Origin of the sequence: Rhodoplanes elegans, assembly GCF_016653355.1 — a bacterium.
GTDB lineage: Bacteria > Pseudomonadota > Alphaproteobacteria > Rhizobiales > Xanthobacteraceae > Rhodoplanes > Rhodoplanes elegans.
This window is the reverse complement of sequence record NZ_NHSK01000061.1, coordinates 1-24,822: the sequence shown is the minus strand read 5'-3', so window position 1 is coordinate 24,822 and position 24,822 is coordinate 1. Positions and strand designations below refer to the sequence as shown.

General features: G+C 70.2%; 26 protein-coding genes and 1 tRNA gene. 3 read left to right on the top strand and 24 right to left on the bottom strand.

Annotation, left to right across the window (positions count from 1 at the left end; genetic code table 11):
- Positions 1-41: 41 nt before the first annotated feature.
- The 3 genes from rplA to CCR97_RS05760 all read right to left on the bottom strand — a co-directional run bounded on the left by rplA (position 42) and on the right by CCR97_RS05760 (position 1,729).
- Positions 42-758: a 50S ribosomal protein L1 gene (gene rplA, locus CCR97_RS05770; RefSeq protein WP_201159368.1), complete on the bottom strand. Its 717-nt coding sequence runs from the start codon at positions 756-758 to the stop codon at positions 42-44.
- Positions 759-762: 4 nt separating this feature from the next.
- Entirely contained in the window at positions 763-1,191 is a 429-nt protein-coding gene (gene rplK / locus CCR97_RS05765) for a 50S ribosomal protein L11 (protein ID WP_111355514.1), read from the bottom strand.
- 133 nt (positions 1,192-1,324) lie between these two features.
- Positions 1,325-1,729, bottom strand: a complete 405-nt coding sequence (locus CCR97_RS05760) for a winged helix-turn-helix transcriptional regulator (protein ID WP_111355513.1) — start codon at positions 1,727-1,729, stop codon at positions 1,325-1,327.
- Between the two features lie 130 nt (positions 1,730-1,859).
- Here CCR97_RS05760 and CCR97_RS05755 point away from each other — a divergent pair, with 130 nt between their 5' ends.
- Positions 1,860-2,876 carry a zinc-binding alcohol dehydrogenase family protein gene (locus tag CCR97_RS05755; protein ID WP_111355512.1) on the top strand — a complete coding sequence of 339 codons (1,017 nt, stop codon included), beginning with the start codon at positions 1,860-1,862 and terminating at the stop codon, positions 2,874-2,876.
- 107 nt (positions 2,877-2,983) lie between these two features.
- Here CCR97_RS05755 and nusG read toward each other — a convergent pair whose 3' ends face one another.
- From nusG to CCR97_RS05695, 12 genes are all read right to left on the bottom strand, one after another.
- Positions 2,984-3,514 (bottom strand): transcription termination/antitermination protein NusG, encoded by a 531-nt coding sequence (gene nusG, locus CCR97_RS05750; protein WP_111355535.1) that lies wholly within the window; start codon positions 3,512-3,514, stop codon positions 2,984-2,986.
- A gap of 17 nt (positions 3,515-3,531) precedes the next feature.
- Positions 3,532-3,729 (bottom strand): preprotein translocase subunit SecE, encoded by a 198-nt coding sequence (secE, locus tag CCR97_RS05745; RefSeq protein ID WP_111355511.1) that lies wholly within the window; start codon positions 3,727-3,729, stop codon positions 3,532-3,534.
- Between the two features lie 475 nt (positions 3,730-4,204).
- Positions 4,205-4,876: a hypothetical protein gene (locus CCR97_RS05740; RefSeq protein WP_111355534.1), complete on the bottom strand. Its 672-nt coding sequence runs from the start codon at positions 4,874-4,876 to the stop codon at positions 4,205-4,207.
- Between the two features lie 158 nt (positions 4,877-5,034).
- The gene (locus tag CCR97_RS05735; protein ID WP_111355510.1) at positions 5,035-5,229 is read right to left on the bottom strand and encodes a hypothetical protein; all 195 of its coding nucleotides are present in this window, start codon (positions 5,227-5,229) and stop codon (positions 5,035-5,037) included.
- A gap of 432 nt (positions 5,230-5,661) precedes the next feature.
- Positions 5,662-6,246: a protein-S-isoprenylcysteine O-methyltransferase gene (locus CCR97_RS05730; protein ID WP_111355509.1), complete on the bottom strand. Its 585-nt coding sequence runs from the start codon at positions 6,244-6,246 to the stop codon at positions 5,662-5,664.
- Positions 6,243-7,343, bottom strand: a complete 1,101-nt coding sequence (locus tag CCR97_RS05725; protein ID WP_146618644.1) for a hypothetical protein — start codon at positions 7,341-7,343, stop codon at positions 6,243-6,245. The genes CCR97_RS05730 and CCR97_RS05725 overlap by 4 nt, the downstream gene beginning before the upstream one ends.
- Positions 7,344-7,972: 629 nt before the next feature.
- A tRNA-Trp gene (locus CCR97_RS05720) sits at positions 7,973-8,049 on the bottom strand.
- 170 nt (positions 8,050-8,219) lie between these two features.
- Positions 8,220-9,200, bottom strand: a complete 981-nt coding sequence (locus CCR97_RS05715) for an alpha/beta fold hydrolase (protein ID WP_111355507.1) — start codon at positions 9,198-9,200, stop codon at positions 8,220-8,222.
- Positions 9,201-9,270: 70 nt separating this feature from the next.
- Positions 9,271-10,512 carry an amidohydrolase family protein gene (locus CCR97_RS05710; protein WP_111355506.1) on the bottom strand — a complete coding sequence of 414 codons (1,242 nt, stop codon included), beginning with the start codon at positions 10,510-10,512 and terminating at the stop codon, positions 9,271-9,273.
- Between the two features lie 150 nt (positions 10,513-10,662).
- A complete protein-coding gene (locus tag CCR97_RS05705) occupies positions 10,663-13,152 on the bottom strand; it encodes a branched-chain amino acid ABC transporter ATP-binding protein/permease (protein WP_111355505.1) in 2,490 nt (829 codons plus the stop codon).
- Entirely contained in the window at positions 13,152-14,021 is an 870-nt protein-coding gene (locus tag CCR97_RS05700) for a branched-chain amino acid ABC transporter permease (RefSeq protein WP_111355533.1), read from the bottom strand. The genes CCR97_RS05705 and CCR97_RS05700 overlap by 1 nt, the downstream gene beginning before the upstream one ends.
- Before the next feature lie 253 nt (positions 14,022-14,274).
- The gene (locus CCR97_RS05695; RefSeq protein WP_244670289.1) at positions 14,275-15,489 is read right to left on the bottom strand and encodes an ABC transporter substrate-binding protein; all 1,215 of its coding nucleotides are present in this window, start codon (positions 15,487-15,489) and stop codon (positions 14,275-14,277) included.
- A gap of 302 nt (positions 15,490-15,791) precedes the next feature.
- Between CCR97_RS05695 and CCR97_RS05690 the strand changes: the two genes are divergently transcribed.
- Positions 15,792-16,229 (top strand): nuclear transport factor 2-like protein, encoded by a 438-nt coding sequence (locus CCR97_RS05690; RefSeq protein WP_111358108.1) that lies wholly within the window; start codon positions 15,792-15,794, stop codon positions 16,227-16,229.
- A 175-nt stretch (positions 16,230-16,404) separates the two neighbouring features.
- On the opposite strand, the gene CCR97_RS05685 is transcribed toward CCR97_RS05690, so the two are convergent.
- The 9 genes from CCR97_RS05685 to flgB form a co-directional block, all read right to left on the bottom strand.
- Positions 16,405-17,160, bottom strand: coding sequence for a GntR family transcriptional regulator (locus CCR97_RS05685; protein WP_111358117.1), 756 nt, complete (start codon positions 17,158-17,160; stop codon positions 16,405-16,407).
- An 89-nt stretch (positions 17,161-17,249) separates the two neighbouring features.
- On the bottom strand, positions 17,250-17,459 hold the full coding sequence (locus tag CCR97_RS05680; protein ID WP_111358109.1) for a hypothetical protein: 210 nt from the start codon (positions 17,457-17,459) through the stop codon (positions 17,250-17,252).
- Positions 17,460-17,575: 116 nt separating this feature from the next.
- Positions 17,576-20,089 (bottom strand): cell cycle histidine kinase CckA, encoded by a 2,514-nt coding sequence (cckA, locus tag CCR97_RS05675; RefSeq protein ID WP_245428971.1) that lies wholly within the window; start codon positions 20,087-20,089, stop codon positions 17,576-17,578.
- Positions 20,090-20,369: 280 nt separating this feature from the next.
- On the bottom strand, positions 20,370-21,437 hold the full coding sequence (gene flhB / locus CCR97_RS05670) for a flagellar biosynthesis protein FlhB (RefSeq protein WP_111358111.1): 1,068 nt from the start codon (positions 21,435-21,437) through the stop codon (positions 20,370-20,372).
- 15 nt (positions 21,438-21,452) lie between these two features.
- Entirely contained in the window at positions 21,453-22,223 is a 771-nt protein-coding gene (gene fliR / locus CCR97_RS05665) for a flagellar biosynthetic protein FliR (RefSeq protein WP_111358112.1), read from the bottom strand.
- A 90-nt stretch (positions 22,224-22,313) separates the two neighbouring features.
- Positions 22,314-22,577: a flagellar biosynthesis protein FliQ gene (fliQ, locus tag CCR97_RS05660; RefSeq protein WP_111358113.1), complete on the bottom strand. Its 264-nt coding sequence runs from the start codon at positions 22,575-22,577 to the stop codon at positions 22,314-22,316.
- A 61-nt stretch (positions 22,578-22,638) separates the two neighbouring features.
- Entirely contained in the window at positions 22,639-22,962 is a 324-nt protein-coding gene (gene fliE / locus CCR97_RS05655; RefSeq protein WP_111358114.1) for a flagellar hook-basal body complex protein FliE, read from the bottom strand.
- A 17-nt stretch (positions 22,963-22,979) separates the two neighbouring features.
- Positions 22,980-23,390 (bottom strand): flagellar basal body rod protein FlgC, encoded by a 411-nt coding sequence (gene flgC / locus CCR97_RS05650; protein ID WP_111358115.1) that lies wholly within the window; start codon positions 23,388-23,390, stop codon positions 22,980-22,982.
- 38 nt (positions 23,391-23,428) lie between these two features.
- Positions 23,429-23,815 (bottom strand): flagellar basal body rod protein FlgB, encoded by a 387-nt coding sequence (flgB, locus tag CCR97_RS05645; RefSeq protein WP_111358116.1) that lies wholly within the window; start codon positions 23,813-23,815, stop codon positions 23,429-23,431.
- A gap of 272 nt (positions 23,816-24,087) precedes the next feature.
- On the opposite strand from flgB, the gene CCR97_RS05640 reads away from it, so the two are divergent.
- Positions 24,088-24,822, top strand: a 735-nt coding sequence (locus CCR97_RS05640) for a flagellar biosynthetic protein FliO (RefSeq protein WP_244670287.1), incomplete at its 3' end; no start/stop codon positions are given.

The window sequence follows — 24,822 nt, the reverse complement described above, 5'->3', positions numbered from 1 at the left end:
GTCGTTCTTCGCGCGCGCGGAAGACGCCCGCGTTGGGGTCGTCAGTGCTGCGCGGCCGCGGCCGCGGCCAGGACGGTGCCCGGCTCGACCTTCACGCCCGGGCCCATCGTCGAGGAGATGGCGATCCGGTTGATGTACTGGCCCTTGGCGCCGGCCGGCTTCGCCCGCGACACCGCGTCGGCGAACGCCTTGATGTTCTCGACCAGCTTGTCGGCCTCGAACGACGCCTTGCCGACGCCGGCGTGCACGATACCGGCCTTCTCGACGCGGAACTCGACCGAGCCGCCCTTGGCGCCGGCGACGGCGCCCTTGACGTCCATGGTGACGGTGCCGACCTTCGGGTTCGGCATCATGCCGCGCGGGCCGAGCACCTTGCCGAGGCGACCGACCAGCGGCATCAGGTCCGGGGTGGCGATGCAGCGATCGAAGTCGATGTTGCCGCCCTGGACGCGCTCGACCAGATCCTCGGCGCCGACCACGTCGGCGCCCGCCGCGCGGGCCTCGTCGGCCTTGGCGCCGCGCGCGAACACGGCGACGCGGAGCGTGCGGCCGGTGCCGTTCGGCAGGGTGACGACGCCACGCACCATCTGGTCGGCGTGACGCGGATCGACACCGAGATTCATGGCGATCTCGATCGTCTCGTCGAACTTGGCGGTGGCCCGCGCCTTGACCAGGCTCACGGCCTCGGTGAGCGAGTAGAGCTTGTTGCGGTCGATGCCCTCGCGGGAGGCGACCACGCGCTTTCCATGTTCAGCCATCGGATCAGCCCTTCACGCTCAGGCCCATGGACCGGGCGGAGCCCTCGATCATGCGCATCGCCGACTCGATGTTGTCGGTGTTGAAGTCCTTCATCTTCTTCTCGGCGATCTCGCGCACCTGGGCCTGGGTGATTGAGCCCACGAAGTCGCGGCCGGTCGCCTTGGCACCCGACTGGATGCCGGCCGCCTTCTTGAGGAAGTACGACACCGGCGGGGTGCGCATCTCGAACGTGAAGGAGCGGTCGGCATAGATGGTGATGACGACCGGGATCGGCGATCCCTTCTCCATCTGCTGGCTCTGGGCGTTGAACGCCTTGCAGAACTCCATGATGTTGAGGCCGCGCTGACCGAGCGCGGGGCCGATCGGCGGAGACGGATTGGCCGCTCCCGCCGGCACCTGAAGCTTCAGGTATCCTGTGATTTTCTTCGCCATGGCAAAGTCCTTCGCGCCGGCACCGCCGGCTCGCAGGGTTCGTGGTGCGGATCAAGGGCGGTCGGCGAACCGTCCCTCCTCCCACGTATCGACACCGCCGTCGGCGCGGGGCCGGCGACGGGGTGGCGGTTCTCTATCCCGGGACCGGGTCGGAGACAAGGGGGCCGGCCTCCGACGGCGCCGCCTCCGCCTTTGAGTTCGCCGCGCGCTCGGCCAGATAGGCGTCGCCCCACGCCTTCAGGGCCAGGATCACGGTGCGCAGGCTCTCGCCCCGCGTGGACAACCGGTACTCCACCCGGGGCGGCACCTCGGCATAGACGGTTCGGACGATCAGCCCGGTCTCCTCCAGCTCGCGGAGCTGGCGGGTGAGAACCCGCTGGGTGACGCCGGGCAGCTTGCGGCGCAGCGCGTTGAAGCGCAGGCAGCCGTCGAGCAGGTGATAGAGGACGACGCCCTTCCACTTGCCGTCGATCAGATCGAGCGTCGCCTCCACGGGGCAGCCGGGACCGCAGTCGTACGTCCGGGACGGCTTCGGCACGGTATCCTCCCGGTCCCTTAGAGCTCGAAAAGTGCATTCTTGCGTTCTTGGGACGTAGCGACAAGCTCAACGCGTGCAGAGCGGGCTCGTCGAGACCGCTCCCTGAGACCCCGCCTCCTGGAGAGACCTCATGCGTGCCGTCGGCTTCACCCGCTCGCTGCCCATCGACGACCCCGAATCGCTGATCGACCTGACCCTCGAACGGCCGGAGCCGACCGGACGCGACCTCCTGGTCGAGGTGAAGGCCGTGTCGGTGAACCCGGTCGACACCAAAATGAGGAAGCGGACCGAAACCACTGGAACGCCCGTCGTTCTCGGCTACGACGCCGCCGGCGTGGTGGCGGCGGCCGGGCCGGACGTCACGTTGTTCCGGCCAGGCGACGAGGTCTTCTACGCCGGCTCGATCGCCCGTCCCGGGACCAATGCCGAGTTCCACCTGGTCGACGAACGGATCGTCGGCCGCAAGCCGAGACGGCTGGGCTTCGCGGCCGCCGCGGCGCTGCCGCTGACGGCCATCACGGCCTGGGAGATGATGTTCGACCGTCTGGGCATTCCGCGCAGCCGGGGCGGCAGCGACGGAGGCCCCGCCCTGCTGCTGATCGGCGGCGCCGGGGGCGTCGGCTCGATCGCCATCCAGCTCGCCCGCGCCCTCACCGACGTCACCGTCATCGCCACCGCCTCGCGCCCCGAGACCGCCGATTGGGTCCGCGGACTCGGCGCCCACCATGTCGTGGATCATTCCCAGCCGATGGCGCCGCAGCTCGCCGCCATCGGGCATGCCACCGTGCCCTATATCTTCTCCACCACGAGCACCGACCAGCACTTCGACACGATCGCCGACGTGATCGCGCCGCAGGGCAGATTCGGCCTGATCGACGACCCGGGACCGATCGACGTGCGCAAGCTGAAACGCAAATGCGCCTCGCTGCACTGGGAGCTGATGTTCACCCGACCGCTGTTCGGGACACCGGACATGATCGAGCAGCATCGGCTGCTCGACGCGGTGGCCGATCTGGTCGATGCCGGTCGCGTCGCGACCACGGCGACCGAGACGCTCGGGCGCATCGACGCGGCGACGCTGCGTCGCGCCCATGCCCTGATCGAGAGCGGCCGCACCCGCGGCAAGCTGGTCCTTGAAGGATTTTAAGGCCTTAGCAGGGCCTTCGGAACCACCGTCGCAGAAGCCCAACAGCAAAACGGCCGGGGCGAGCCCCGGCCGTTCGACGAATTTCGATGGTTAACAGGACGTTACGGTCAGACCTTCTCGACCTGCCCGAACTCCAGCTCGACCGGCGTGGCGCGACCGAAGATCGACACCGCGACCTTGATGCGCGAGCGGGCGTCGTCGACCTCCTCGACCACGCCGTTGAACGAGGCGAACGGCCCGTCGGAGACCCGCACCTGCTCGCCGATTTCGAACGAGACGGTCGGCTTCGGCCGCTCGATCCCCTCCTGCACCTGGTGCAGGATGCGGCCGGCCTCGGCCTCGGAGATCGGCATCGGCTTGTTGTCGCTGCCGAGGAAGCCGGTGACCTTCGGGGTGTTCTTGATGAGGTGGTAGGCCTCGTCGGTGAGGTCCATCTTCACCAGCACGTAGCCCGGGAAGAACTTGCGCTCCGAATCGACCTTGCGGCCGCGGCGCACCTCCTGGACCTTCTCCTTGGGCACCAGGATCTCGTCGAACAGGTGTTCGAGATGGCGCTGGCGCGCCTGCTCGCGGATCGACTCGGCGACCTTGTTCTCGAAATTCGAATAGGCGTGAACGATGTACCAGCGCTTGCTCATGTCCATCATCCGCCGCGTCAGCGTCCGATCCCGAGCACGAGCGTCACGCCGAACCGGATGACCTGATCGGCTAGCAGGAAGAAGATGGCGGCGCTCGCCGACATCACGAACACCATCAAGGTGGTGATCGCGGTCTCCCGCCGGGTCGGCCAGGTGACCTTCTCGGTCTCCGAGCGGACCTCCTGCAAGAACTTGAACGGGCTAACCTTCGCCATCGCCTCTTCCGATCGTCCCAAAATGCGTGAAAAGCCGCGCGGGCGACGGCCGGATCGCCGTCAGCTCCCTCTCCTCACGGACTCTCTGCGGCGAGAGCCGCCCCCAGGCCGGGCTGTGCGATCGGCGACGCTCAGACCAGGCTGGAGTTGAGGGATTCCAGACGCCAGGAGGCTCGGATCGCAATCGAAATCGGGGCGGTCCCTGCAGACTCGTCCGAAACTTCGAACGTCTAGGTCGGCTCGTTTTACACGTTCGGGCGGAGCCGTCAACAGAACCCGGCCGATCCGGGCCCGCCTGGGCGCGATTTTCTCCGGGAAATTCAAGGCTCGAAGAACAGTCGAACGTCGCCGATCACACCCACTCGGGCGCCTCGCCCGACCCCCGAACGCCGACGGCTCGCCCGGAGGGCGAGCCGTCGGAATTTCGGTCCTTCCGGCCATGTGGCGGGCTTGCGCCGCACCCGGCCCCGGCCCTTCAGCGGGCGTCGCTCTGGAATCCGGCCGAGTCCGCGCTGACCGTCACCTTGCGGCCGCGGTTGAGCGCGCGCAGGCGGTTCACCCAATCCTCCGGGTACAGCAGGTTCGAGCTCGGCACCTCGAGCCCCATGTACTGGGCGATGTCGGAGATGAACGCGACGCAGTTGATGGTCGCGGCGTTCCACACCAGCGTGGTGGCCTGCTTGCGCTTGATGTAGGCGAACACCTTCTGGGCCTCGGCGTCCGTCAGGTACACCCGGTAGCTCGCGGTCAGGTACTGCTCGTCGAGATCGCCGTAGCTCTTGCCGGTCTCGGCCGGCACCGGGAGGATGTGCCCGAGGATGTACGGAATGACGCTGTCGGTCGCCGGATGGAGGCCGGCCACCTCGACGGCGCGCTGCCCCGACTTGCCGTACCAGATGAAGGCGTGACCGTAGCTCGCCGCGGTGCGGGCGCGGAAATCGACATAGTAGCGGCCACCGGACTTGGCGGCCGGCTTGGGCGGGCGCGGCGCGGCGACGTCGCCGTCCACCTGCCCGACGGCGGAGACCCGCGTCAGCGGGGTTCCCTGCGCCTTGGCGGCATCGATCGCGATGCCGGTCGACAGGACGACCGCGGACAGGCCGGCGACGATCGCGACGAGACGTTTGCGATTGAAAAGGTCGAACATCGAGGCCTCCTGGCTCGCGGCACCGGGTGCTGCGGGACCGCAGGTCGAGCTCGTCGACCAGCGGTCCCGGGTCTTGCAGCGGAGTGTCTTGCAGCGGTCGGTCATGACCGGCCGAGAAGAGCGAGCCGGCCGAGCGATCGGCCGGCCCGAGACCTGTCTCAGTACTTCGCGACGACCGGGCCCTTGCCGATCGGAGCCTTGCCGATCGGCGACTTGCCGATCGGAGCCTTGCCGATCGGAGCCTTGCCGACGGCGGCGACCGGCGGCGGCGGCTGGCGGACCGGCATGTCGGCGGCGAACGCCGAGCCGACCAAGGCGAGACTGGCGGATGCGATGACTGCGAGTTTCAACATGTGAGCCCCCGTGATCTTTCCCCATGTACCCACGTATCCGTGAGCTGCCGAAGGGTCGTGCAAGACATCGGGCGGCGCAACCATCGATAGCCCGAAAAGGCCCTTCGGGGAGCGCATTCCGAAAGTATTGTTGCACCGAAGACACGCTTCCCGGGCACGGCTAGCCCTGAGCACGCGCGTGCTAGTTGCACGACGAACGGTTCGAAGGACGCCGGGGAAGCCCATGATAACGAGTGAGGAAACCCGTTCGACCGAGGCGTGTGAGCCCGGCTCCCGCGCGTAGCCTGACGGCTCGAAGGACGGAGGGGACCTGTCGACGCTTGGGGACAATTCGGCGACGGTTCCGGCCGGAGCGGCGGGGCTTCGACGATTCGGTCTGCGAGACAGCGCCTAGCGTCAGGTGGACATCGCCGCCAGGGCGCCGACCGGCGGTCAGTAGACCAGCGGGATGACGCGCCGGGTGCGCGCCATGTAGGCACGGTACTGGTCGCCGAACGCATCCAGCATCATCCGCTCCTCGCTGCCGACGCGCCCGAAGAAGAGAATGCCGAAGCCGACCAGCCCGGCCGGACCGGCGATCAGGTTGGGCAGCAGGAGGGCCTGCGCGAGCGCCCACAGCCAGAAGGCCGTGTACATCGGGTGGCGGACCCAGCGATAGATTCCGTCGGTCACCAGCGTGTGGCGGTCGCGGACGTCGAGGCTGATCGACCAGTTGCGGCCGAGTGCCTTGTGGGAGAGCCGGAACATCACCAGGGCGGCGATGGTCACGAGGACGCCCAAGGCCGCGAGACCAGGCTGGAACGGGTAGTCGGCGAAGCGCGGCATGCCGGTCGCGACATACAGGATCGGAAGCAGCCCGAGGCCGGTCAGCGAGACGCTCAGAAGGAGGTTTTCTCGCAGACCGCGGCGGCTTGACGCGACCGGCGTCCGCCGGGCGCGCCGCGCATACGGGTAGCGAATGATGAACCAGCCGACGACGAGCGCGCCGTAGGCGAGCTTCGCGAGAAGCAGCGTCATCGCGCCAACATCATCTCCGAGCCGGCCACATCGGCCGCGGCGTTCGCCGGCGCTCTCTCGATCAACGATCCGTCGGTCGCGAACGCCGAGGCCGGACCATCCGGCAGGCAGGCCGTCTCTCGCACGGCGAGCGGTCCGCAGGCCAGCATGAAATAGTCGTAGGCGGTGCGCCGATCATTGCCGCGGACGAACTGGCAGTGCAGGCGGAAGAACCGCCCCCAGATGCGCCGGTAATAGGCCGGGTCCAGCATCCGGCTGATTCGCACCACGCGCACCAGCGGCCGCCCGCTCGGCACCAGCCCCGCATCGCCGACCGGGTCGGTCTTGTAGAAGTTCATCACGTCGCTCAGCGCCTGATACTCGACCCAGAAGGGTCCGTCCGCGACCGAGACCCGGGCGAGCGCCGCGCGGAAGCGGACGGCCCGGCCGTGCAGCGCGATCTTGAGGACGGACGAGCCGACCGTGACCAGCCCCACGGGTGGTCCAGTGCGCCCGAGATCGGGCGCCAGCGCCAGCGCACGGTCGATCGCGTCGATGGCGAGCACCGCGCCGAGGCTGTGGCCGAGCACGACGATCTCGTCGAACTCGCCGTCGCGCGTCGCGGCAACGAGGTCGGCCGCGAGGCGGTCGAGCCGGTCCGCCAGGACTTGCGGCGGAACCCGGACATAGGCGCTCGCGAAGGTCCAGTCGTCGAATGCCAGCGGAAGCTTGAACCACCGGCCCGGCCCGTACAGCAGCGCGCCGAAGACGGCCGCGCCGAGAAGCACGCCGGCGAGAGCCGAATCGGTCGCGCGGCCCAGCGCCGCCCCGCCGAAGCCGGCCGCGACGGCGAAGGCGAGGACGGTGAGGGGCGGGTATAGGAAGAACAGAGCGTAGCGCCAGGCGGTCCGGAGATAGCGGTGGAGGGCACCGCCGGCCACGAAGTCGAGGCACGCGAGCATCCCGCGGCCCATGCGCTTCCACCACGGGGCGGCCGCATACGCGTCCAGCAGATCGTCCCAGCGGAAGAGCCGGACCCGGGTCGTCACCCGCCAGTTTCGCCCGGTGGTCTCGACCGTCCAGTCGGCACCGTCCGGCCGGTGCTCAGGCTCGGTCATCACCGTGAGGACCGACCAGGCTCGCCGAAAGCGTCCCGTCTCGCGGGCGAAACGCCGATAGACCCGCTCCGGAGGCTCCGGATCGAATCCGCCGATATGGACGAACAGCCGACGCGCGACGCGGCCAGCCGGCGCCTCGCGGTTCGCCGCCTGTGCGTCGCGGTCAGCGTCACGTCCCCGAAGCATTGCGGCTTCTACGGCCATCGCCCCGCCCCGACTTCAAGGTTGATCCGGCACGGTCTCCCGCAAAGGCAACCGCCCACAATACCCTGAGTTGACTAGACCGCGTTTAGCACAACCCCCCCAAAATCTCGCACCTCGTTCGGAAGGAAAAAATTACCACTTTGTTTGCAACGGCATAGCCCAAGCGGACGAGCCGTCCACGCGGATGTGCCGGCGCAGCGTAAGCCGAAAGACCCAGAAATATTACACGACTCGATGCCCCGAGACGACCGTCGCGGACCACGAGCCCAGGGTCCAGGGCCGCGCAGGCTCCCGTCCCGCGTGACGCGATCGGACGTCGCTGTCGGGCGAGCGGAGGCGACCGGGCGATCGCTGTCGGGACGGTGTCAGCGTCGGGACGGTGTCAGGACGATACGGCTGTCGGGAGGGCGGTCGCCGGCTCTCGCTGGCAGGAGTGGAGGGACTCGAACCCCCAACCCCCGGTTTTGGAGACCGGTGCTCTGACCAATTGAGCTACACTCCTCCGGACGAGGACGCGGCAGCCCGTAACCGGGTCGCCACGGGCTCTAGATGCATGATCCCCGCCCCCTTGGCAAGGCCGACACGGCGGACCGCAAGGGAATCTGGTCGTCCGCGGAGCCGCCGACGCGGCTGCGCCGGCGCCGGGCGGCGACGGCCCGGCGCCACGGCGACTCAGGCCGGCGGCAGACCGGCGAGCCGCTCGATCTCGGCCGCGATGACCTCGGCATGGCGATGGTGGGCCATGTGGCCGGCCGCCGGGATGCGCACGAGGCGGCCATGCGGCAGCACCTTGGCCAGCACCTCGCCGTGCAGGGCGGCCGGCACGATCGGATCGGCCTCGGCGACGACCACGACGGTCGGCACCGTGACGTCGGGATAGCGCGGCGCGACCGCGACGAGGTGGTCGCGGAGATCTGAATACTCCGTCATGCTGTTGCGGAACCGCCGCGGGGTGAGCGCCAGCGCCAGCGCCGTGCGGGCGGCGTAGTCGCGCCTCGGCGGCTCCGGCCGGAACAGCCGCGTCACCAGCCGGTCCATCATCGGCAGGGTCGCGGGCAGCAGCACGGTCCAGATCAGCGGGCCGACGAACAGCACCTCGGCGACCCGCTGAAACCAGGGCAGCCCGCCGGGGCGCGGATGCGTGGTCGGGTTGATCAGCACGAGGCCCTTCACGGCGCCGGGCTCGTCGAGGGCGTAGCGCAGCGCGATCAGGCCGCCGAGCGAATGGCCGACGACGATCAGCGGGCCCGCCCCCACCGTCTCCACGGCGGTGCGAATCAGCGCCACCTGATGGCCGGGGTCGGAGACCTCCGGACCGCCCTCCCCCGACCAGCCCTGCCCCGGACGGTCCGGCAGCAGGACGCGCAGGCGGCGGGCGAGCCGGTCGCCGAGCGCGACCCGCATGTCGGTGTGCTGGACATTGGCGCCGTGCAGCAGCAGCACGGCCGGCGGGGCGCCGGCCGAAGGGACGTCGGTCGGGGCTGGCGCCTCCGGCTTCAGGTCGACGAGGTGGATGCGGGCCGGGCCGGTGTCGATCAGGCGGCCGACCGGCGGGTTCTCCTTCTCGATGGTGCGGCCGAGCCGCCAGGTGAGCAGCGCCGACGCCGCGAGAACGACGACGGCGAAGAGCAGCAGGGAACCGACGACCAGCATTGCGACCACGCTTCGACCAGAGGCCCGGCGAAGGTATCGGGCGCGGCCGGCCTCGCGCAAGCGCGCCGCCTCACCCGGCCGGAACGCACTCCCGATGCAGCACGGCAGGCGCGCGGGAGAACGTGCGGCGGCCGCGCTTCCAGCCGGCGAGCGGCACGGCGAGCTCGGCGATCGCGCCGGCCGGATCCTGCGCGTCGAGCACAACGAGGTCGGCCGGGTTGCCGACCGCGATGCCGTAGTCGGCAAGGTTCATCAGCCGCGCCGGCGCCGCGGTGATCAGGTCGAGGCAGGTCTCCAGCTCGGCGGCGCGGCCGAGCTGGGCGACGTTGGCGTACAGGTTCGCGATCCGCACCATCGAGCAGTCGCCGAACGGCGTGAACGGGTTGAGCACGTTGTTGGTGGCGATCGAGCAGGTGACGCCCTGCGCCGCCAGGCGATGAGCGGGCGTCACGCCGCGCGGCACATCGTGGTCGTGGCCGCGGCCCATGAGAAACAGGTCGGTCGCCGGCAGCACGGTCAGCGCCACGCCCGCATCGGCGAGCTTTCGGGCCGCCGCCGCCCGCGCCGCCTCCGGCATGGCCGAGAGCTTGGTCACGTGGCCGATGGCGACGCGCCCGCCCCAGCCGAAGCGGTCGGTCTGGCGGCACACCTCGTCGAGATGAGTCCAGGTCGGATCGAGATCGAAGTCGAGATGGAAGTCGACGTCGAGATCGTAGCGTTTGGCGATCGCGAAGATGCGGGCGATCTGGCCGTGCGGGTCCGCGTCCGTGTAGGGGCAGCCGCCGATCGTGTCGGCCCCCTCCTCGCAGCATTGGACCAGAAGCTCCTCGGCCCCCGGATCGTTGAGCAGCCCCTCCTGCGGAAAGACGCAGACGTCGAGATCGATCGCGTAGGCATAGTCGCGCTTCAGCCGACGGATCGCCCGAAAGCTCGTCAGCCCGATGCGCGGGTCGACCTCGACATGGGTGCGCATGCGGGTCGTGCCCTGCAGGATCGCCTTCTCCAGGGTCCGTTTCGCGCGGGTGTAGACGTCGTCCTCGGTGAAGTCCCGCTTGGCCGCCGCCACCTGGGCGATCGCCTCGGCGAGCGTGCCCTGCTCGCTCCGGCAGCGGTCGAGGATGCAGGACTTGTCGAGATGGATGTGGGTCTCGACGAAGCCGGCGACCGCGAGCCGCCCGCCGAGGTCCTCCACGGGCGCGTCCGCCGCAATGCGCGACTCGATCGCGACGATGCGGCCGTCCGCGACGCCGAGGTCGCACGGCGCCTCACGGCCGACGAGGCGGACGTTCTTGAAGACGAGATCGAGGGGCATTGTTTCGAGGGTCCGGAAACGCGACAAATTCTGAGTCGTCATGCCCGGCGTTGTGCCGGGCATCCACGTCTCGAGCGGCGAGGCTCTGTCGTGGATGGCCGGGACAAGCCCGGCCATGACAGCGGAGAGGATCGAAACAACATCACAAGCTCACTCCGCCGCGTGGCCGAGATACGCCGCCTCGATGGCGGGGTCGCCGCGCAGGGCCGCGGCCGTGTCGGCCCGCACCACGCGGCCTGACTCGAGCACATAGGCGCGGTCGGCGACGTCGAGGGCGAGCTGCGCCATCTGGTCGACCAGCAGGATGGTGACGCCCTCGTCGCGCAGCCGCGCGAGCACGTCGAACAGTCCCTCGATGACGGCCGGCGCGAGGCCGAGCGAGGGCTCGTCGAGCATCAGCGTGCGGGGGCGCGCCATCAGGCCGCGGACGATTGCCAGCATCTGCTGCTCGCCGCCGGAGAGAAGCCCGGCCGGATTGTCGATGCGTTCGCGCAATCGCGGGAACAGGTCGAGCAGACGCTCTGCGTCGGCCTCGATCTCCCGATCGCTGCGCGTGTGGGCGCCGAGCAGAATGTTGTCGCGCACCGAGAGGTCCGGAAACACCTGCCGGCCCTCCGGCACCAGCACCAAACGCGAAGCGGCGATCTCGGGCGCGTCGAGATGGTCGATGCGCAGATCGTTGAACACGACCTCGCCGTCGACCGGCCGCAGCAGGCCGGCGAGCGCCCGCATGGTGGTCGACTTGCCGGCCCCGTTGGCCCCGATCAGCGCCACGGTCTCGCCCGGGCGGACGTCGAGGTCGACGTTCTCCAGCACGGGGGCCGCGCCGTAGCCGGCGGTCAGCCGCATCACGGTGAGGATCGCGTCGACGGGCGCCTCCCAGGGCGCGGTGCGGCCGCGCCCGGCCGTAGCCTCGCCGCCCAGATAGGCCTTGATCACCTTCGGGTCGCGACGGATCTCGGCGGGCGTGCCGGTGGCGATCGGCACGCCGGCGTCGAGCACCACGATGGTGTCGGAGATGCCCATCACGAGCTGCATGTCGTGCTCGACCAGGATCACGGCGATGCCGAGATCGGCGATCCGGCGCAACAGCACGGCGAGCGTGTCCTTGTCGGCCCGCATCAGGCCGGCGGCCGGCTCGTCGAGCAGCAGCACGCGCGGCCGCATGGCGAGCGCCCGGGCGATCTCGACCAGGCGGCGGTCGACATGGGCGAGATCGGCGGCCGGCGTCGCCAGCGCGCCGCGATAGCCGACGAAGGCCAGCAGCGCCTCGGCGGCCGTCTCGTCGTCCGGCCCGGCGAAGCGGCCGAGGAGGCCGCCGAGCTTGCCGCGGCGGAGCGCGACCAGAATGTTGTCGCGCACCGAGAGGGAGCCGAACAGCCGCGTCGTCTGATAGGTGCGGGCGATGCCGGCACGCGCCACCGTGTGGCTCGCCGCGCCGGCGAGGTCGCGATCGCCGAGCCGGACGGCGCCGGAATCGGGGCGATAGAAGCCGCCGATCATGTTCAGCACCGTCGTCTTGCCGGCGCCGTTCGGCCCGATGATCGCGGTCACGCGCCCGGGCTCGGCCGTGACGGCGACGTTGGTCGCGGCCTTGATGCCGCCGAAGGCGAGCGTCAGCCCTTCGACCCGCAGGGCCTGCGGCTCCGCCGGCGTGAGCAGCGCGGCGAGATCGGTGCCGGTCGCGTCGGCCGTGCGCGGATCGATGCGCCGCCAGAACCGCGACACCGTGCCGATGACGCCGGACGGCGCGAGCCACAGCACGGCGAGCAGCAGCGCGCCGAAGAACAGGAGCCGGTACTCGGCGAGGCCCGACAGGAGCTCGGGCAGCACGACGCTGATCGCGGCGCCGATGACCGGGCCAAACACGGCGCCAGCGCCGCCGACCACGACGGCGAGCAGGAACAGGATCGACTGCGAGAACGGAAACGAGTCCGGCGCGACGAACATCATCAGCGGCGCGAACAGCCCGCCGGCCACCCCAGCGAAGCCGGCCGACAGCATGAAGGCCGCCGCCTTGACGATCACCGGATCGAGGCCGATCGAGCGGGCCGCGATCTCGGCGTCGCGCACCGCGACCATGCTCTTGCCCCACGCGCTCCGCGCGATGCGGTGATAGAGCCACAGCGCCACGCCCGCCAAGAGAACCGCGAGCGCCGCCATCTCGCGCTCGGTGAAGACGAGCGAGCCGATCGAAGGCGGCGGCAGACCCATCAGGCCATTGGCGCCGCCGGTCAGCGCCCGCCACTCGATGGTGCCGTGCTGGACGATGAAGGCGAACGCGATGGTGAGCATCGCGAGCGTCGGCCCTGCGACCCGCAGCGCCGGCAGCGACAACAGGAGGCCGACGACGGCGGCGATCAGCCCGGCGGCCGGCAGCGCGAGCCAGAAGTCGACGCCGGCGAGCGTGAGGATCGCCACCGCATAGGCGCCGATCGCGTAGAAGCCGACATGCCCGAGCGACACCTGACCGGTGAGCCCGAGCAGAATGTTGAGCCCGACGCAGACGACGACGGTGAGCGCGACGAGCGCCAGCACGAAGGGCGCATACCCTTCGGCGAGCAGCGCGAAGGCGAGCGCGCCCGCGGTGAGCAGCGCGATGGCGACCGGGGTCGCGTAGGATTTGGCGAGGCCGGTCATCACACCTTGCTCACGGCGGCGCGGCCGAGGAGGCCGTGGGGCATCAAAGCGAGCGCGGCGATCACCACCGAGAAGACGACGATCTGGGTGTAGGTCGAGCCGAGATAGGCCGTCACCAGCGCCTCGGTGAGGCCGTAGATCAGGCCGGCCAGCATCACGCCCCAGGCCGAGCCGATGCCCCCCAGGATCGCCACCGCGAAGGCCTTGATGCCGAACAGCGTGCCCATCTCGGACTGCACGCTGAACAGGGGCGCGATCAGCAGGCCGGCGAGACCGGCGAGCGCGGTCGAGAGCATGAAGGCGACGGCGACGACGCGGCGCACGTCGATGCCCATCAGCCGCGCCGCGTCCGGGTTCTGCACGACGGCGAGCAGCGCTTTTCCGCGCCGGGTCTTCCTCAACGCGAGATGTAGCAGCACCGCGATGCCGAGGCCGACGACCGGGATGACGAGCTGCAGCGGGTAGACGCCGGCACCGAAGATCTCGACCGGCTTGACGGCGAGGGACGAGGGAAAGCTGCGCGGCTCCTTGCCGAACGTGAACAGCACGGCGTTGTCGAGCACGATGCCGCCTGCCACGGTCGCCATCAGCCAGGCGTCGGAGCGGCGGTCGACGAAGGGGCGCACCAGCACACGCTCGATCACGAGCCCAAAGGCGGCGCACAGGAACAGCGCGAGGATCGCGGCCGGCACCCACGGCCAGCCGAGTTTGACCGCGAACACGTAGCCCAGCACGGCGCCGAGCATCATGGCCGAGCCCTGCGCGAAGTTGACCGTGCTCGACACCACGTAGGTGACGTGGAAGCCGAGCGCGATCAGCCCGTACATGCTGCCGAGCCCGAGCCCGGAGACGATCGACGAAATCAGCAGCATCTCGTTCTCCCCGGGGGTCAGCCCCGATCTCCGCCGTCCGTCACCTCTCCCCGCACGCGGGGAGAGGTCGACGTTCGCGCGATGAGCGCGGACGTCGGGTGAGGGGGCGCCGCCGCGAGCCTGAGCGCCCGCGAGTCTCTGCGCCGGGGAAACGCCCCCTCATCCGTCTCGCCGCTGCGCGGCGAGACACCTTCTCCCCGCGTGCGGGGAGAAGGAACACGCGGCGCCCGCCCACGGGCCGACCCGCGCCTCACTTCAGCGGGACGATCTCGTCACCCTTGAACTGGGTGAAGATGTAGTCCGACGCGGCGAGTGCGTCGTGGTTCTGCTTGGTGAACGGCGTCTTGTAGGTCTTGATCAGGCCGTCATACGAGTCGATCGCGTAGAGGGCGTCGCGCACCTTGGTGCCGTCGGTCGAGCCCGCTTTTGTGATGGCGAGGCCGACCAGATGGACGGCGTCGTAGGCGTTGGCGATGCCGACCGCCGGCGTCACGTCGGCGAGCGACTTGACGGCCGGGTACTTGGCCTTGAGCGCCGCCAGCACGGCGGCCGCCTTGGGGGCGTCGTTGCCCGAGAACGTGAAGGTCTGGATGAAGTGCACCTTGTCGGCGCTCGCCCCGGCCAGCTCGCCGAAGCGGCCGCCGGCCGGGCCCCAATGCGAGACGATCGGCACCGACCAGCCCATGCGGTCGAGCGACTTCACCACCTGCGCCGAGGGCGCCACGTTGGCGACCAGGAACAGCACGTCGGCGCCGGCCTGCTTCAGGCGGGTGAGCTGCGGCACCACGTCGACGTCGTTGGTCTCGAACTTCTCGACGCCGGCGAACGGGATGCCCTTGGCCTCGAGCGCGGCCTTGAGGCCCTTCTCGTTCGACTCGCCCCAGGGATTGTTGATCAGGATCATGCCCGGCTTCTTGGCGCCGTACTTCTTCACGGCGTAGTCGACGAGCGCGACGTCGACCAGCTCGTCGACGGCGGAGACGCGGAACACGTAGTTGTCGGGCGCGCCGTTCTTGGTGATCGGCGTGCCGGCCGCCCATACGCCCATGAACGGCACCTTGGACTGGTTGGCGAACGGCACGATGGCGATCGACACCGGCGTGTCGAGCCCGCCGAAGAACGCCGCCACCTTCTCGCGCTGCACGAGCTCGCGCGCCGCCACGACGCCCTTGGCCGGGTTGCTCTCGTCGTCGCGCACGACCAGCTCGACCTTCTTGCCCAGCAGCCCGCCCTTGGCGTTCATCTCGTCGATGGCGAGCGTGAGGCCGCGCACGATGGCTTCGCCGGACTTCGCCGACTGGCCCGACATCGCGGCGACGAGACCGAGCTTGATGGTCTCCTGCGCCTGCGCGGGCGCGGCGACCAGACCGGCGAGTGTGCCGGCGAACAGCGCGGTCGCGCCGGCGAGGGCGAGCCGCCGGGTCGGGCGGGCGAACGACATCCTGGGCAGGACGATCCTGGACATGGGCGTACCTCACGGGGGTGGGTGGACCGCCGCCCTCCTCGCAAGCCGCATGCCAGCCGCGATCTCCGCGATTCGCTCCGAAACGCCCCCGCGAAGGCCTCGGAAACGCCTATCCGGTGGGCAAGCGCATCGCCGCCGCGCTCAAATCGCATGCAAAAGTGTATACAATCATGATCCCGTTCGCATACGATCCCAGGCGAACCGGGCCGCGGCCCGGCTGGCCGGGAAAATGCATTCCAAAGGTCCCGACTGTGCCCGACCACGCCCCCGATCCTCGATCCGAACGAACGCCGGAGGACCCCATGCCCGTCGTCACGCCCGCTCCCGCCCCGCTCGACAGCCCGTCCGAGACGCAGGCCGCCGCCGCCATCGTCGAGGCGTTCCTGGAGGCCTCGATGGTGCCGGACCCGGTCAAGGCCGCGACCTTCATCGCCGACGACCTGGTGATCACGTTCACGGGCGGGCGAAAATTCTCGCATCCGCGCGAGAGCGCCGCCTTCAACGCCGGCCGCTACAAGTGGGTGAAGAAGCGCATGCTGCGCACCGACGTGGTGCCGGGCGCCGGCGAGACCATCTGCTACAATCTCGGCCATCTCTACGGCGAATGGCCGGACGGCACGCCGTTCGAGGGCAACCGCTACATCGACCGCTTCGTCGTCAAGAACGGCAAGATCGTCCAGATGGACGTGTGGAACGACTCGGCCGAGCGCCTGCTGACCAAGAACGGCATCGTGGCGTAGCCCGCGCTACGGCGAGAGTCGCGCTGCCTCTCGATCGTCGTCATGGCCGGGCCCGTCCCGGCCATCCACGCCTTCTGCGCGACCGCCGTCGTGAAGCCGTGGATGCCCGCGACGAGCGCGGGCATGACGAAGCAGAATGCGAGGCCACGCCCTCCTCACCTCTTCCGCCCATCCCTCACCGCTTCCGCCCGCCGCGCGCCCGCTTCGCGCCCGGCGCGGCGTCCTCGGCGTAGGGGGCGAGAATCGCCCCGATGTCGCGCTCCTTGGCGGGGCGCGGGACGATCAGGGCGCGGTCCATCACGGCGCCGAGATGCTGGTCCATGACGGCGATGGCGGCCGCAGCGTCGCCCTTCGCCAGCGCCGCGATGACGGCGCGGTGCTCGCTCACGGCGCATTCGGAGGAGTGCGGGCGCGCATAGAGGGCGAGGATCAAGCCGCAGCGCAGCGCCACCTCGGAGAGGTAGCGGACCAGCACGGCGCTGCCCGTCATCTCGGCGAGCACGATGTGGAACTCGGTGGCGAGCCGGATCGAGCGCCGCTCGTCGGTGCCGCGGGCGGCCTCCTCCTCGGCGACATGGGCGTCGAGTGCGGCGACCTGGGCCGGCGTCAGACGGCCGGCGAGCCGGGTGACGACGAGGCGCTCGATCCCGAGCCGGATGTCGAACAGGTCGCCGGCCTGGTCCCAGCCGGGCGTCGCGACCGCGGCGCCGCGATTGCGGCGCAGCTCGACCAGCCCCTCGGCGGCGAGCCGGCCGAGCGCATGGCGCACGATGGTGCGGCTCGCCCCGAAGCGCTCGCCGATGGCGTCCTCGGGCAGCTTGGCGCCGGGCTCCAGCGCCTGCTCGATGATGGCGTGCCGCAGCGCCCGGTAGATCGCCTCGGCCCGGTCGCCCGGCCGCTTGGCCGGCTTTGTGTCAGCGTCCTTCGCCATGCTGTGCTTCGCCACGCTCTCGCTCCGCCGTGCCGGCTCGTCGGAGCACATCGCGTGCCAGTCGGAGCTTCACTCTGCCGGCGGCACGATCACCTCGCCGGCGGCACGACCAGCGGAGCGCCGCAGTTGCGGCGGCCCTGCGCGGCGCAGTCGTCGGCGCGGCGCTGCTCCAGCATCGCCTCGACCAGCCAGTAGCCGGCCGCGATCACGGCGAGGAAGAAGATCACCAGCATGATGTTGGTGGTCCGACGGCTGCCCTCGTCCTCGTCGTCGTCGTCGTGGGGCGGCGGTGCGATCATGCGCGGACATCCCGCGCGCCGTCGGCGCGGCCCGGATGGACGGCCGCGAGATCGGCGAACGCCGGTCCCGGCCGTCGCTGCGCTCCGGCCGGGCTACGCATATCGTCCGGCCACGCTCACCCGCCCATCGTCTCCTTCACGGCGGCGACCAGCTGCTTGAGCGTGAAGGGCTTGGCCAGGAAGGCGAACTGCCCGCCCTCGGGCAGGTTCTTGGCGAACGCCTCCTCGGCATAGCCGGAGACGAAGATGATCTTCAGCTCCGGGTCGCGCTTGCGCAGCTCCTTGAGGAGCGTCGGGCCGTCCATCTCGGGCATCACCACGTCGGAGACGACTAGGTCGACCTTCTGGCCGGCATCGATCAGCTCGAGCGCCTCCTGGCCGTTGCCGGCCTCGCACACCGTGTAACCGCGCGACGTGAGACCGCGCGCGTTGAGGCCGCGCAGGCCCTCCTCGTCCTCCACCAGCAGGATGGTGCCCTGCCCGGTGTGGTCGGCGGCGCGCGCCTGCTCGGGCGTCGCCGCCTGGGCCGGCGCCAGCGAGGCGGCGGCCGCCTCGGTCTCCTCGAGGGTCGGCACATGGCGCGGCAGGTAGATGCGGAACGTGGTGCCGCGCCCGATCTCCGACTCGACGAAGACGTAGCCGCCGGTCTGCTTGATGATGCCGTACACCGTCGAGAGCCCGAGCCCGGTGCCCTTGCCGACCTCCTTGGTGGAGAAGAACGGCTCGAAGATGCGGTCGATGATCTCGGGCGGGATGCCCGAGCCGGTGTCCGACACCTCAATCAGCACGTACTCGCCGGGCGGCATGCCCTTGTGGGCGGCGCGCCGCGTCTCGTCCTCGCCGGCGTTGCGGGTGCGCAGCGTGAGGCGGCCGCCGTCCGGCATGGCGTCGCGCGCGTTCACGGCGAGGTTCACGATCACCTGCTCGAACTGCGAGAGGTCCGCCTTCACGGGCCACAGGTCGCGGCCGTGACGCACGTCGAGCGCCACCTTCTCGCCGATCAGCCGGCGCAGCAGCATCGAGATGTCGGACAGCGCCTCGGAGAGGTCGAGCACCTGCGGCCGCAGCGTCTGGCGGCGCGAGAACGCCAGGAGCTGCCGCACCAGCGCGGCCGCCCGGTTGGCGTTCTGCTTGATCTGCATGATGTCCTGGAAGGACGGGTCGGTCGGCCGGTGGGCGTTGAGCAGGAAGTCGGTGGCCATCATGATGGCCGACAGCACGTTGTTGAAGTCGTGCGCGATGCCGCCGGCGAGCTTGCCGACCGAGTCCATCTTCTGCGCCTGGTCGACCTGCTTCTGCAGGGCGCGCTGCTCGGTGGTCTCCAGCGCGTAGACGATGGCGGCCTCCTGGTCGCCCTCCTCCTCCACGGCGGTCGCCCAGAAGCGCGCCCACCGCTCGCCCGCGCCGGCGAGCGCGGCCTCGACGGGCGGAATGTCGCCCTGCCCGCGCGCCGCCTTGGCGATCGCCGTCTCCAGCGCCAGCCGGTCGCGCTCGGCCACCACGTCGAGGATCGAGCGGCCCTCCGGGCGGCCGTCGCCCGGCGCGAGATCCTGGAAGAGCTTGGCGAGCAGGCCGTTGGTGCGGGCGATGCGGCCGGCCCGGTCGACGGTCGCGATCGACATCGGCGTGTTGATGAAGAACCGCATGAACCGCACTTCGGCGGCGCGCTGCGGGTCGGTGCCCTCGCTGCGGGCGCGGTTGAGCACCAGGGTGCGGGACGCGCCCGGCACGCCGTCCGCCCCGAACGCCACCTTGTGGTAGAGCCTCACCGGGAGGCTCTTGCCGCTGCGGGTCTTGAGGTCGAGGTCGACGACGTCGGTCTTCACCTCGCCGGGATGCGAGGCGCTGGCGGTCAGGAGCGCGGCGCCGTTGGCCGGCACGATGTCCTCGAGCTGCAGGCCCCCGGAGCCGACCTCGGCGAGGTCGTAGTCGAGCCATTCGGCGAGCGTCGCGTTGATGTAGCCGACCGCGCCGCTGCCATCGATCGAGAAGAATCCGGCCGGCGCGTGGTCGAGATAGTCGATGGCGTGCTGCAGCTCTTGGAAGACGTTCTCCTGGCGCTCGCGCTCGCGCGACACGTCGGCGACCGTCCACACGGTGAGGCGCGCGTCGGCGCCGGTGCGGCCGAGCGGCCGGACCCGCATCTGCAGCCAGCGGGCGGGCTCGCCGGGCACGCCCGCGACCCGCACCTCCTCCTGCAGGCGGCGCCCCTCGCGGGCCGCCTTGAGGAGCCGGTAGACGGCCTCCGACACGTCGGGATCGCCGATGAACACCCGCTCGACCGGCCGCACGTCGGACAGATCGGTGGCGTCGACGAGCTGGCAGTAGGCCGGGTTGGCGTAGACCACCCGGCCATTGGCGTCGGTGACCACGATGCCGTCGAAGGCGTCGTCGAGCACCCGGCGGAACATCGGGTTCGCCTCGGCGCCGCCGGCGAAGCGCAGGATGCCGGTCGCGGTGGCGAGCAGCGAGAACACGCCGATCATGCCGAGCAGGGCGAGCAGGCCGAGCACATAGGGCTCGGCGTCGGGCCGACCGAGGAACAGGAGACCGGCGGCCGCGGCGATCAGCGCGAGCGCGATGACCAGCACGAACCGGATGCTTCCTCGCCGCTCGCCGCCCGGGAACACGTCCAAGCCTCCGTTGAAGCCTCCGCCGGCCGGGCTCCCGCCGGCCGCGCCTGCGTCGGACGAGCCGTCCCTGGAAAAGCCTCCGCCGGGCGCGCCGCCTCCCCTGCTCAGGTCATGCGTCGTCATCGATATCGGCTCCGTCGCCCGACCGCGCGAATCAATCTGTGCCCGAGTCCCCCGCTTCGAACAAGGGCGCCGGGCGCGCCCCGGCCGGCGGCGGCGGCCTTGCGGGAACGGCCCGCAGCGGCGCGCCGCGCCCCTTCGCGGCGGGCGCGATCGCCTAGCGCCACGCCTTCTTCAGCCGCATGACGTAGCCGACCACCTCGGCGACGGCCTTGTAGTGCTCGGGCGGGACCTCGCGGTCGATCTCGACGGTCGCATGGAGGGCGCGGGCGAGCGGCGGATTCTCGACGATCGGCACCCCGGCCTCGGTCGCGACCTCGCGAATCTTGAGCGCGATGCGGTCCGTGCCCTTGGCGAGGCAGACCGGCGCGTTCATGCCGCGCTCGTACTTGAGGGCGACGGCGTAATGGGTCGGGTTGGTGATCACCACGGTGGCGCCCGGCACCGCCGCCATCATGCGCTTGCGCATGCGGCCGATCCGGAGCTGCCGGATCTTGGCCTTGATCTTGGGGTCGCCTTCGGTCTCCTTGTACTCGTCCTTGATCTCCTTCAGCGACATCTTCTGGCGCTGGTACCACTGCTGGTACTGGAACAGGTAGTCGGCGCCGGCGATCACGGCCATGATGGCGACCACGGCGCCGAGCAGCTTCAGCATCAGCGACATCGAGACCGGCAGGATCGCGGTCGGGTCGGTCGACACCAGCGCCTCGAGCAGGTTGCGCTCGGGCCACAGCAGCATCACGAGCACGGTGCCGACCAGGCCGAGCTTGAGCAGGCCCTTGACGAAGTTGGCCAGCGCCTGCGCCGAGAACAGCCGCTTGAAGCCCGCCATCGGCGAGATCTTGGAGAGCTTCGGGGTCAGCGTCTCGGTCGTCCACACGAGCCGGTGCTGGAGGGCGTTGCCGGCCAGCGCCGCGACCGCGATCAGGAGGAACGGCAGACCGATCGCCGCGAGCACCTCGACCGTGATCACCTCGGTCAGCCGGACCAGGACGTGGCCGTCGGTGTGGATCGCCCCGGACTTGGCGATCAGCCCCTTCATGACGGCGGTCAGCGCCGTGCTCGACGAGCCGCCGAACATGGCGAGCGCCAGCGTGCCGCCGCCGATGACGAACCAGGTCGACACCTCCTGGCTCTTGACGACGTCGCCATGCTCGAGCGCTTGATCGAGGCGTCGTTGTGTCGGGTCTTCTGTCTTGTCCGACTTGTCCTGGTCTTCGGCCATGGCTGAGCAGCGTCCTCAGCCACGCGGCGCGATGTCGTGCATCACGCCCTCGAAGAACCCCAGGAACGTCGCCATCATGGCGGCGATGACGAACGCGAAGATCAGCAGGCCGGCGAAGATCGACAGCGGCATCGCGACGAAGAACACCTGCATCTGCGGCATCAGCCGCGACAGCACGCCGAGCCCGACATTGAACAGGATGCCGAAGACGAGGAACGGCGCCGAGATCTGGACCCCGATCAGGAACGCGCCGCCGACCAGCTTGGCGGCCAGCGCCGCCATGTCGCCGGTCGCCGGCACCTCGCCGGGGCGGAACAGCACGTAGCTGTCGGCCAGCGCCGCGATCGCGAGGTGGTGGGTGTCGGTGGCGAAGATCAGCACGATGCCGAGCAGGGTGAGGAAGTTCGCGACGATGACGCCCTGCTGGCCCTGGGTCGGGTCGATGGTCGAGACGAAGCCGAAGCCGAGCTGCTGGGCGACGATCGAGCCGGTGACCTGCAGGGCCGAGATGCACAGCCGCGCCGTCATGCCAAGCAGGAAACCGACGGCGAGCTCGCTGAACAGCATCCGGATCACCGGGCCGAAGCTCCTCAGGTCGATCTGGTAGGCGTCGCGATAGAGCGGCATCACCACGGCGGCGAGCACCAGGGCCGCGGTCAGCCGCATGCGCACCGGAACGCTGCGCTCGCCGAAGCCCGGCAGCAGCATGATCATGGTGCCGGTGCGGGCGAACATGAGCATGAAGGCGACCGCGAGCGGAGGCAGGAACGAGAGGTCGATGCGCATCCCCGCCCCTCCTGGGCGTGCCTATCAGGCGCCGTCGCCGCCGGGCGCCGGGCCCCGGGCCCCGGGCCCCGCCGGCTCGCGCCGGCCGGCTCAGCCGCCCGAGATCCGCGTCGCCAGCCGCATCATGTGGCCGTAGAGCTGATCCGCCATGAACGGCAGCGCGAGAATCATCGCGGCGAACATGGCGAGTATCTTCGGAACGAAGACGAGTGTCGCCTCCTGAATCTGGGTCAGTGCCTGGAACAGCGAGACCACCACGCCGATCACCAGGCCGACCAGCATCAGCGGGCTCGCCACCAGGACGAGCGTAATGATCGAGTCGCGCGCGACGTCGACGACCTCCGGTCCGGTCATGCCGCTCCCCCTTCGCGTCCCGCTCGCACCACGTCCCGTCCCCCTGCGCCCCGCCGCATGGTCAGATCGTCATCCGCATGATCTCTTCGTAGGCCTGGATGACCTTGTCGCGCACCGACACGAGGCTCGCGATCGCGGTCTCGGTCTCGGCGACCGCCGTGACCACGTCGACGATGTTGGCCTTGCCGTTGGCGAGCGCGTGGCTGTTCACGTCCGCCTTGTGGCCGGCCGCGGCGACGTCCTGCACGGCGTCGCGCAGCATCGCGCCGAAGTCGCCCGGCTTGCCGCCGGCGAGGTCGCCGATGGTCTTGCTCAGCCCGGCGCCCGGCGTGCCGAGACGTGCCGTGGTCGCGTAGGCGTTTGCGGCGATGCCCGGAATGGCCATCTGTCTTCCCCTCTGGTTCAGGCGCGCAGGATGTCGAGCGTGCGCTGGATCATCCGGCGGGTGGCGCCGATCACGTTCACGTTGGCCTCGTAGGAGCGCTGGGCCTCGCGCATGTCGGTCATCTCGACGATCGAGTTGACGTTCGGGTAGCGCACGTTGCCGTTGGCGTCGGCCAACGGGTGGCCGGGCTCGTGCTTGGTGCGGAAGTTGCTCTGGTCGGGACGGGTCGGGCCGAGCTGGACCGTGCGGGCGTCGAGCTCACGGTCGAGTTCGGACCGGAAGGTCGGGATGCGCCGCCGGTAGGGATCGGCACCGGGCTTCTGCGCCGTCGAATCGGCGTTGGCGATGTTCTCCGACAGCACCTTCATCCGGCCGGCCTGGGCCCGCAGGCCGGACGCCGCGATGGAGAGCGATTTGACGAAATCCATGGCATCACCTCACTCGTCACGGTCCACGGACGTCACGATCAGCCCTTGCCGACCGCGGCCTTAAGCAGCGCGAGGCTGCGGGAATAGAGCTGCGTCGCCGCCTGGTAGTCCATCTGGTTGCTCGCCACCTTGAGCATCTCGTCCTCGAGGTGGACGGCATTGCCGCCGGGCCGGACCGCGAACTTCTCGGGCTTGTCGCGGAAATGCGTGGTGCCCGGCAGCGCCGCGATGTGGCCCGGCGCGGTCTGGGCGAGCCGGAACGGCGGCGGCGGCGCGCGATCGAACGACAGGGTCTCGAGGTCGCGCGGCCGGAATTTCGGCGTGTCGGCGTTCGACACGTTCTCGGCGAGCAGCCGCTGGCGCTCCTGGTGCCATTGCATCTTGGTGCGCAGCATCGAGAAGATCGGGATGTCGGAGATCGCCATGGTCGCCTGCCGTCGGGAGGACACCTGAGTCCACCACCCGGCAAACATTGCCGGGCTTATGGTTAACGACCCGTTAATCCCGCGCGGCGCCATCGGATCGCCACGTTCTGCCGGTCCGGAAAACCGAAGAAGATGCGTATCGGGTGGGCTCCCCTGCGCTTTCGTGTTAAGGAATCGTCGACATCCGGGGCGGCAGCTTTTGCCGTCTTCGTTAACGCTTCGACGAATCGGCTCGGCACGCGCGGCAAGGAGCGGAGAAAGGATTAACGGCCATGGTCGGCGACATGCCGCTTCCCGCGAAGTTCTTCATCGCCTTCGTGATCGTGCTCGCCTTGATCGGCGGCGTCGCGTGGCTGGTGCGGCGGTTCGGCGCCGGCGGGCTCGGCGCCGCCTCGGCGCGCGGCCGCCAGGCCCGGCTCGGCGTGATCGAGGCGACCGCAGTGGACAGCCGGCGGCGCCTCGTGCTGGTCCGCCGCGACAATGTCGAGCACCTGATCATGCTGGGCGGCCCGACCGACGTGGTGGTCGAGGCCAACATCGTCCGCGGCCAGCCGGCCGCGCCGATGCGCGAGGCCTCGCCGCCGCGGATGGAGCCGGCCGGCCGACCGACACCGGAGAACGGTTTGTGGGCACCGGCCGCTCCGGTCGCGCCCGAGCCGCCGTTCCGCGGCACCCGTGGTGCCATGATCCCGCCGATCGCCGAGGAGCTGCCGCTGCAGCCGCAGGCGGAGCCGGGCCGCCGCGAGACGGTCGACCGCCTCGCCGGGCTGGCCGCCGAGCTCGCCCGCACCGCCCCGCCGCCGATCGTCGAGCCGCGCCTGCCGGAGCCGCGCGTCCTCGACCCGCGGATGCCGGACCCGCGGACGAGCGAGCCGCGCGCCCCGGAAGCCCGGATGCCGGAGACCCGGATGGCCGAACCCCGGATGGCCGAACCCCGGATGCCGGAACCGCGGATGCCGGAGGCTCGCATGCCCGAGATGCGGGGTCCCGAGCCCCGTATGGCGGAG

Excerpts from the sequence above, each read along its gene's own strand:
- rplA (WP_201159368.1), bottom strand. The coding sequence starts at position 758 with ATGGCTGAACATGGAAAGCGCGTGGTCGCCTCCCGCGAGGGCATCGAC.
- rplK (WP_111355514.1), bottom strand. The coding sequence starts at position 1,191 with ATGGCGAAGAAAATCACAGGATACCTGAAGCTTCAGGTGCCGGCGGGA.
- CCR97_RS05730 (WP_111355509.1), bottom strand. The coding sequence starts at position 6,246 with ATGACGCTGCTTCTCGCGAAGCTCGCCTACGGCGCGCTCGTCGTCGGC.
- CCR97_RS05695 (WP_244670289.1), bottom strand. The coding sequence starts at position 15,489 with ATGTCCAGGATCGTCCTGCCCAGGATGTCGTTCGCCCGCCCGACCCGG.
- flhB (WP_111358111.1), bottom strand. The coding sequence starts at position 21,437 with ATGGCCGAAGACCAGGACAAGTCGGACAAGACAGAAGACCCGACACAA.
- fliR (WP_111358112.1), bottom strand. The coding sequence starts at position 22,223 with ATGCGCATCGACCTCTCGTTCCTGCCTCCGCTCGCGGTCGCCTTCATG.
- secE (WP_111355511.1), bottom strand. The coding sequence starts at position 3,729 with ATGGCGAAGGTTAGCCCGTTCAAGTTCTTGCAGGAGGTCCGCTCGGAG.
- CCR97_RS05740 (WP_111355534.1), bottom strand. The coding sequence starts at position 4,876 with ATGTTCGACCTTTTCAATCGCAAACGTCTCGTCGCGATCGTCGCCGGC.
- fliE (WP_111358114.1), bottom strand. The coding sequence starts at position 22,962 with ATGGCCATTCCGGGCATCGCCGCAAACGCCTACGCGACCACGGCACGT.
- nusG (WP_111355535.1), bottom strand. The coding sequence starts at position 3,514 with ATGAGCAAGCGCTGGTACATCGTTCACGCCTATTCGAATTTCGAGAAC.
- CCR97_RS05705 (WP_111355505.1), bottom strand. The coding sequence starts at position 13,152 with ATGACCGGCCTCGCCAAATCCTACGCGACCCCGGTCGCCATCGCGCTG.
- CCR97_RS05725 (WP_146618644.1), bottom strand. The coding sequence starts at position 7,343 with ATGACCGAGCCTGAGCACCGGCCGGACGGTGCCGACTGGACGGTCGAG.
- CCR97_RS05715 (WP_111355507.1), bottom strand. The coding sequence starts at position 9,200 with ATGCTGGTCGTCGGTTCCCTGCTGCTCTTCGCCGTCGTCGTTCTCGCG.
- CCR97_RS05735 (WP_111355510.1), bottom strand. The coding sequence starts at position 5,229 with ATGTTGAAACTCGCAGTCATCGCATCCGCCAGTCTCGCCTTGGTCGGC.
- CCR97_RS05710 (WP_111355506.1), bottom strand. The coding sequence starts at position 10,512 with ATGCCCCTCGATCTCGTCTTCAAGAACGTCCGCCTCGTCGGCCGTGAG.
- flgC (WP_111358115.1), bottom strand. The coding sequence starts at position 23,390 with ATGGATTTCGTCAAATCGCTCTCCATCGCGGCGTCCGGCCTGCGGGCC.
- flgB (WP_111358116.1), bottom strand. The coding sequence starts at position 23,815 with ATGGCGATCTCCGACATCCCGATCTTCTCGATGCTGCGCACCAAGATG.
- fliQ (WP_111358113.1), bottom strand. The coding sequence starts at position 22,577 with ATGACCGGACCGGAGGTCGTCGACGTCGCGCGCGACTCGATCATTACG.
- CCR97_RS05680 (WP_111358109.1), bottom strand. The coding sequence starts at position 17,459 with ATGATCGCACCGCCGCCCCACGACGACGACGACGAGGACGAGGGCAGC.
- CCR97_RS05685 (WP_111358117.1), bottom strand. The coding sequence starts at position 17,160 with ATGGCGAAGGACGCTGACACAAAGCCGGCCAAGCGGCCGGGCGACCGG.
- CCR97_RS05755 (WP_111355512.1), top strand. The coding sequence starts at position 1,860 with ATGCGTGCCGTCGGCTTCACCCGCTCGCTGCCCATCGACGACCCCGAA.
- CCR97_RS05690 (WP_111358108.1), top strand. The coding sequence starts at position 15,792 with ATGCCCGTCGTCACGCCCGCTCCCGCCCCGCTCGACAGCCCGTCCGAG.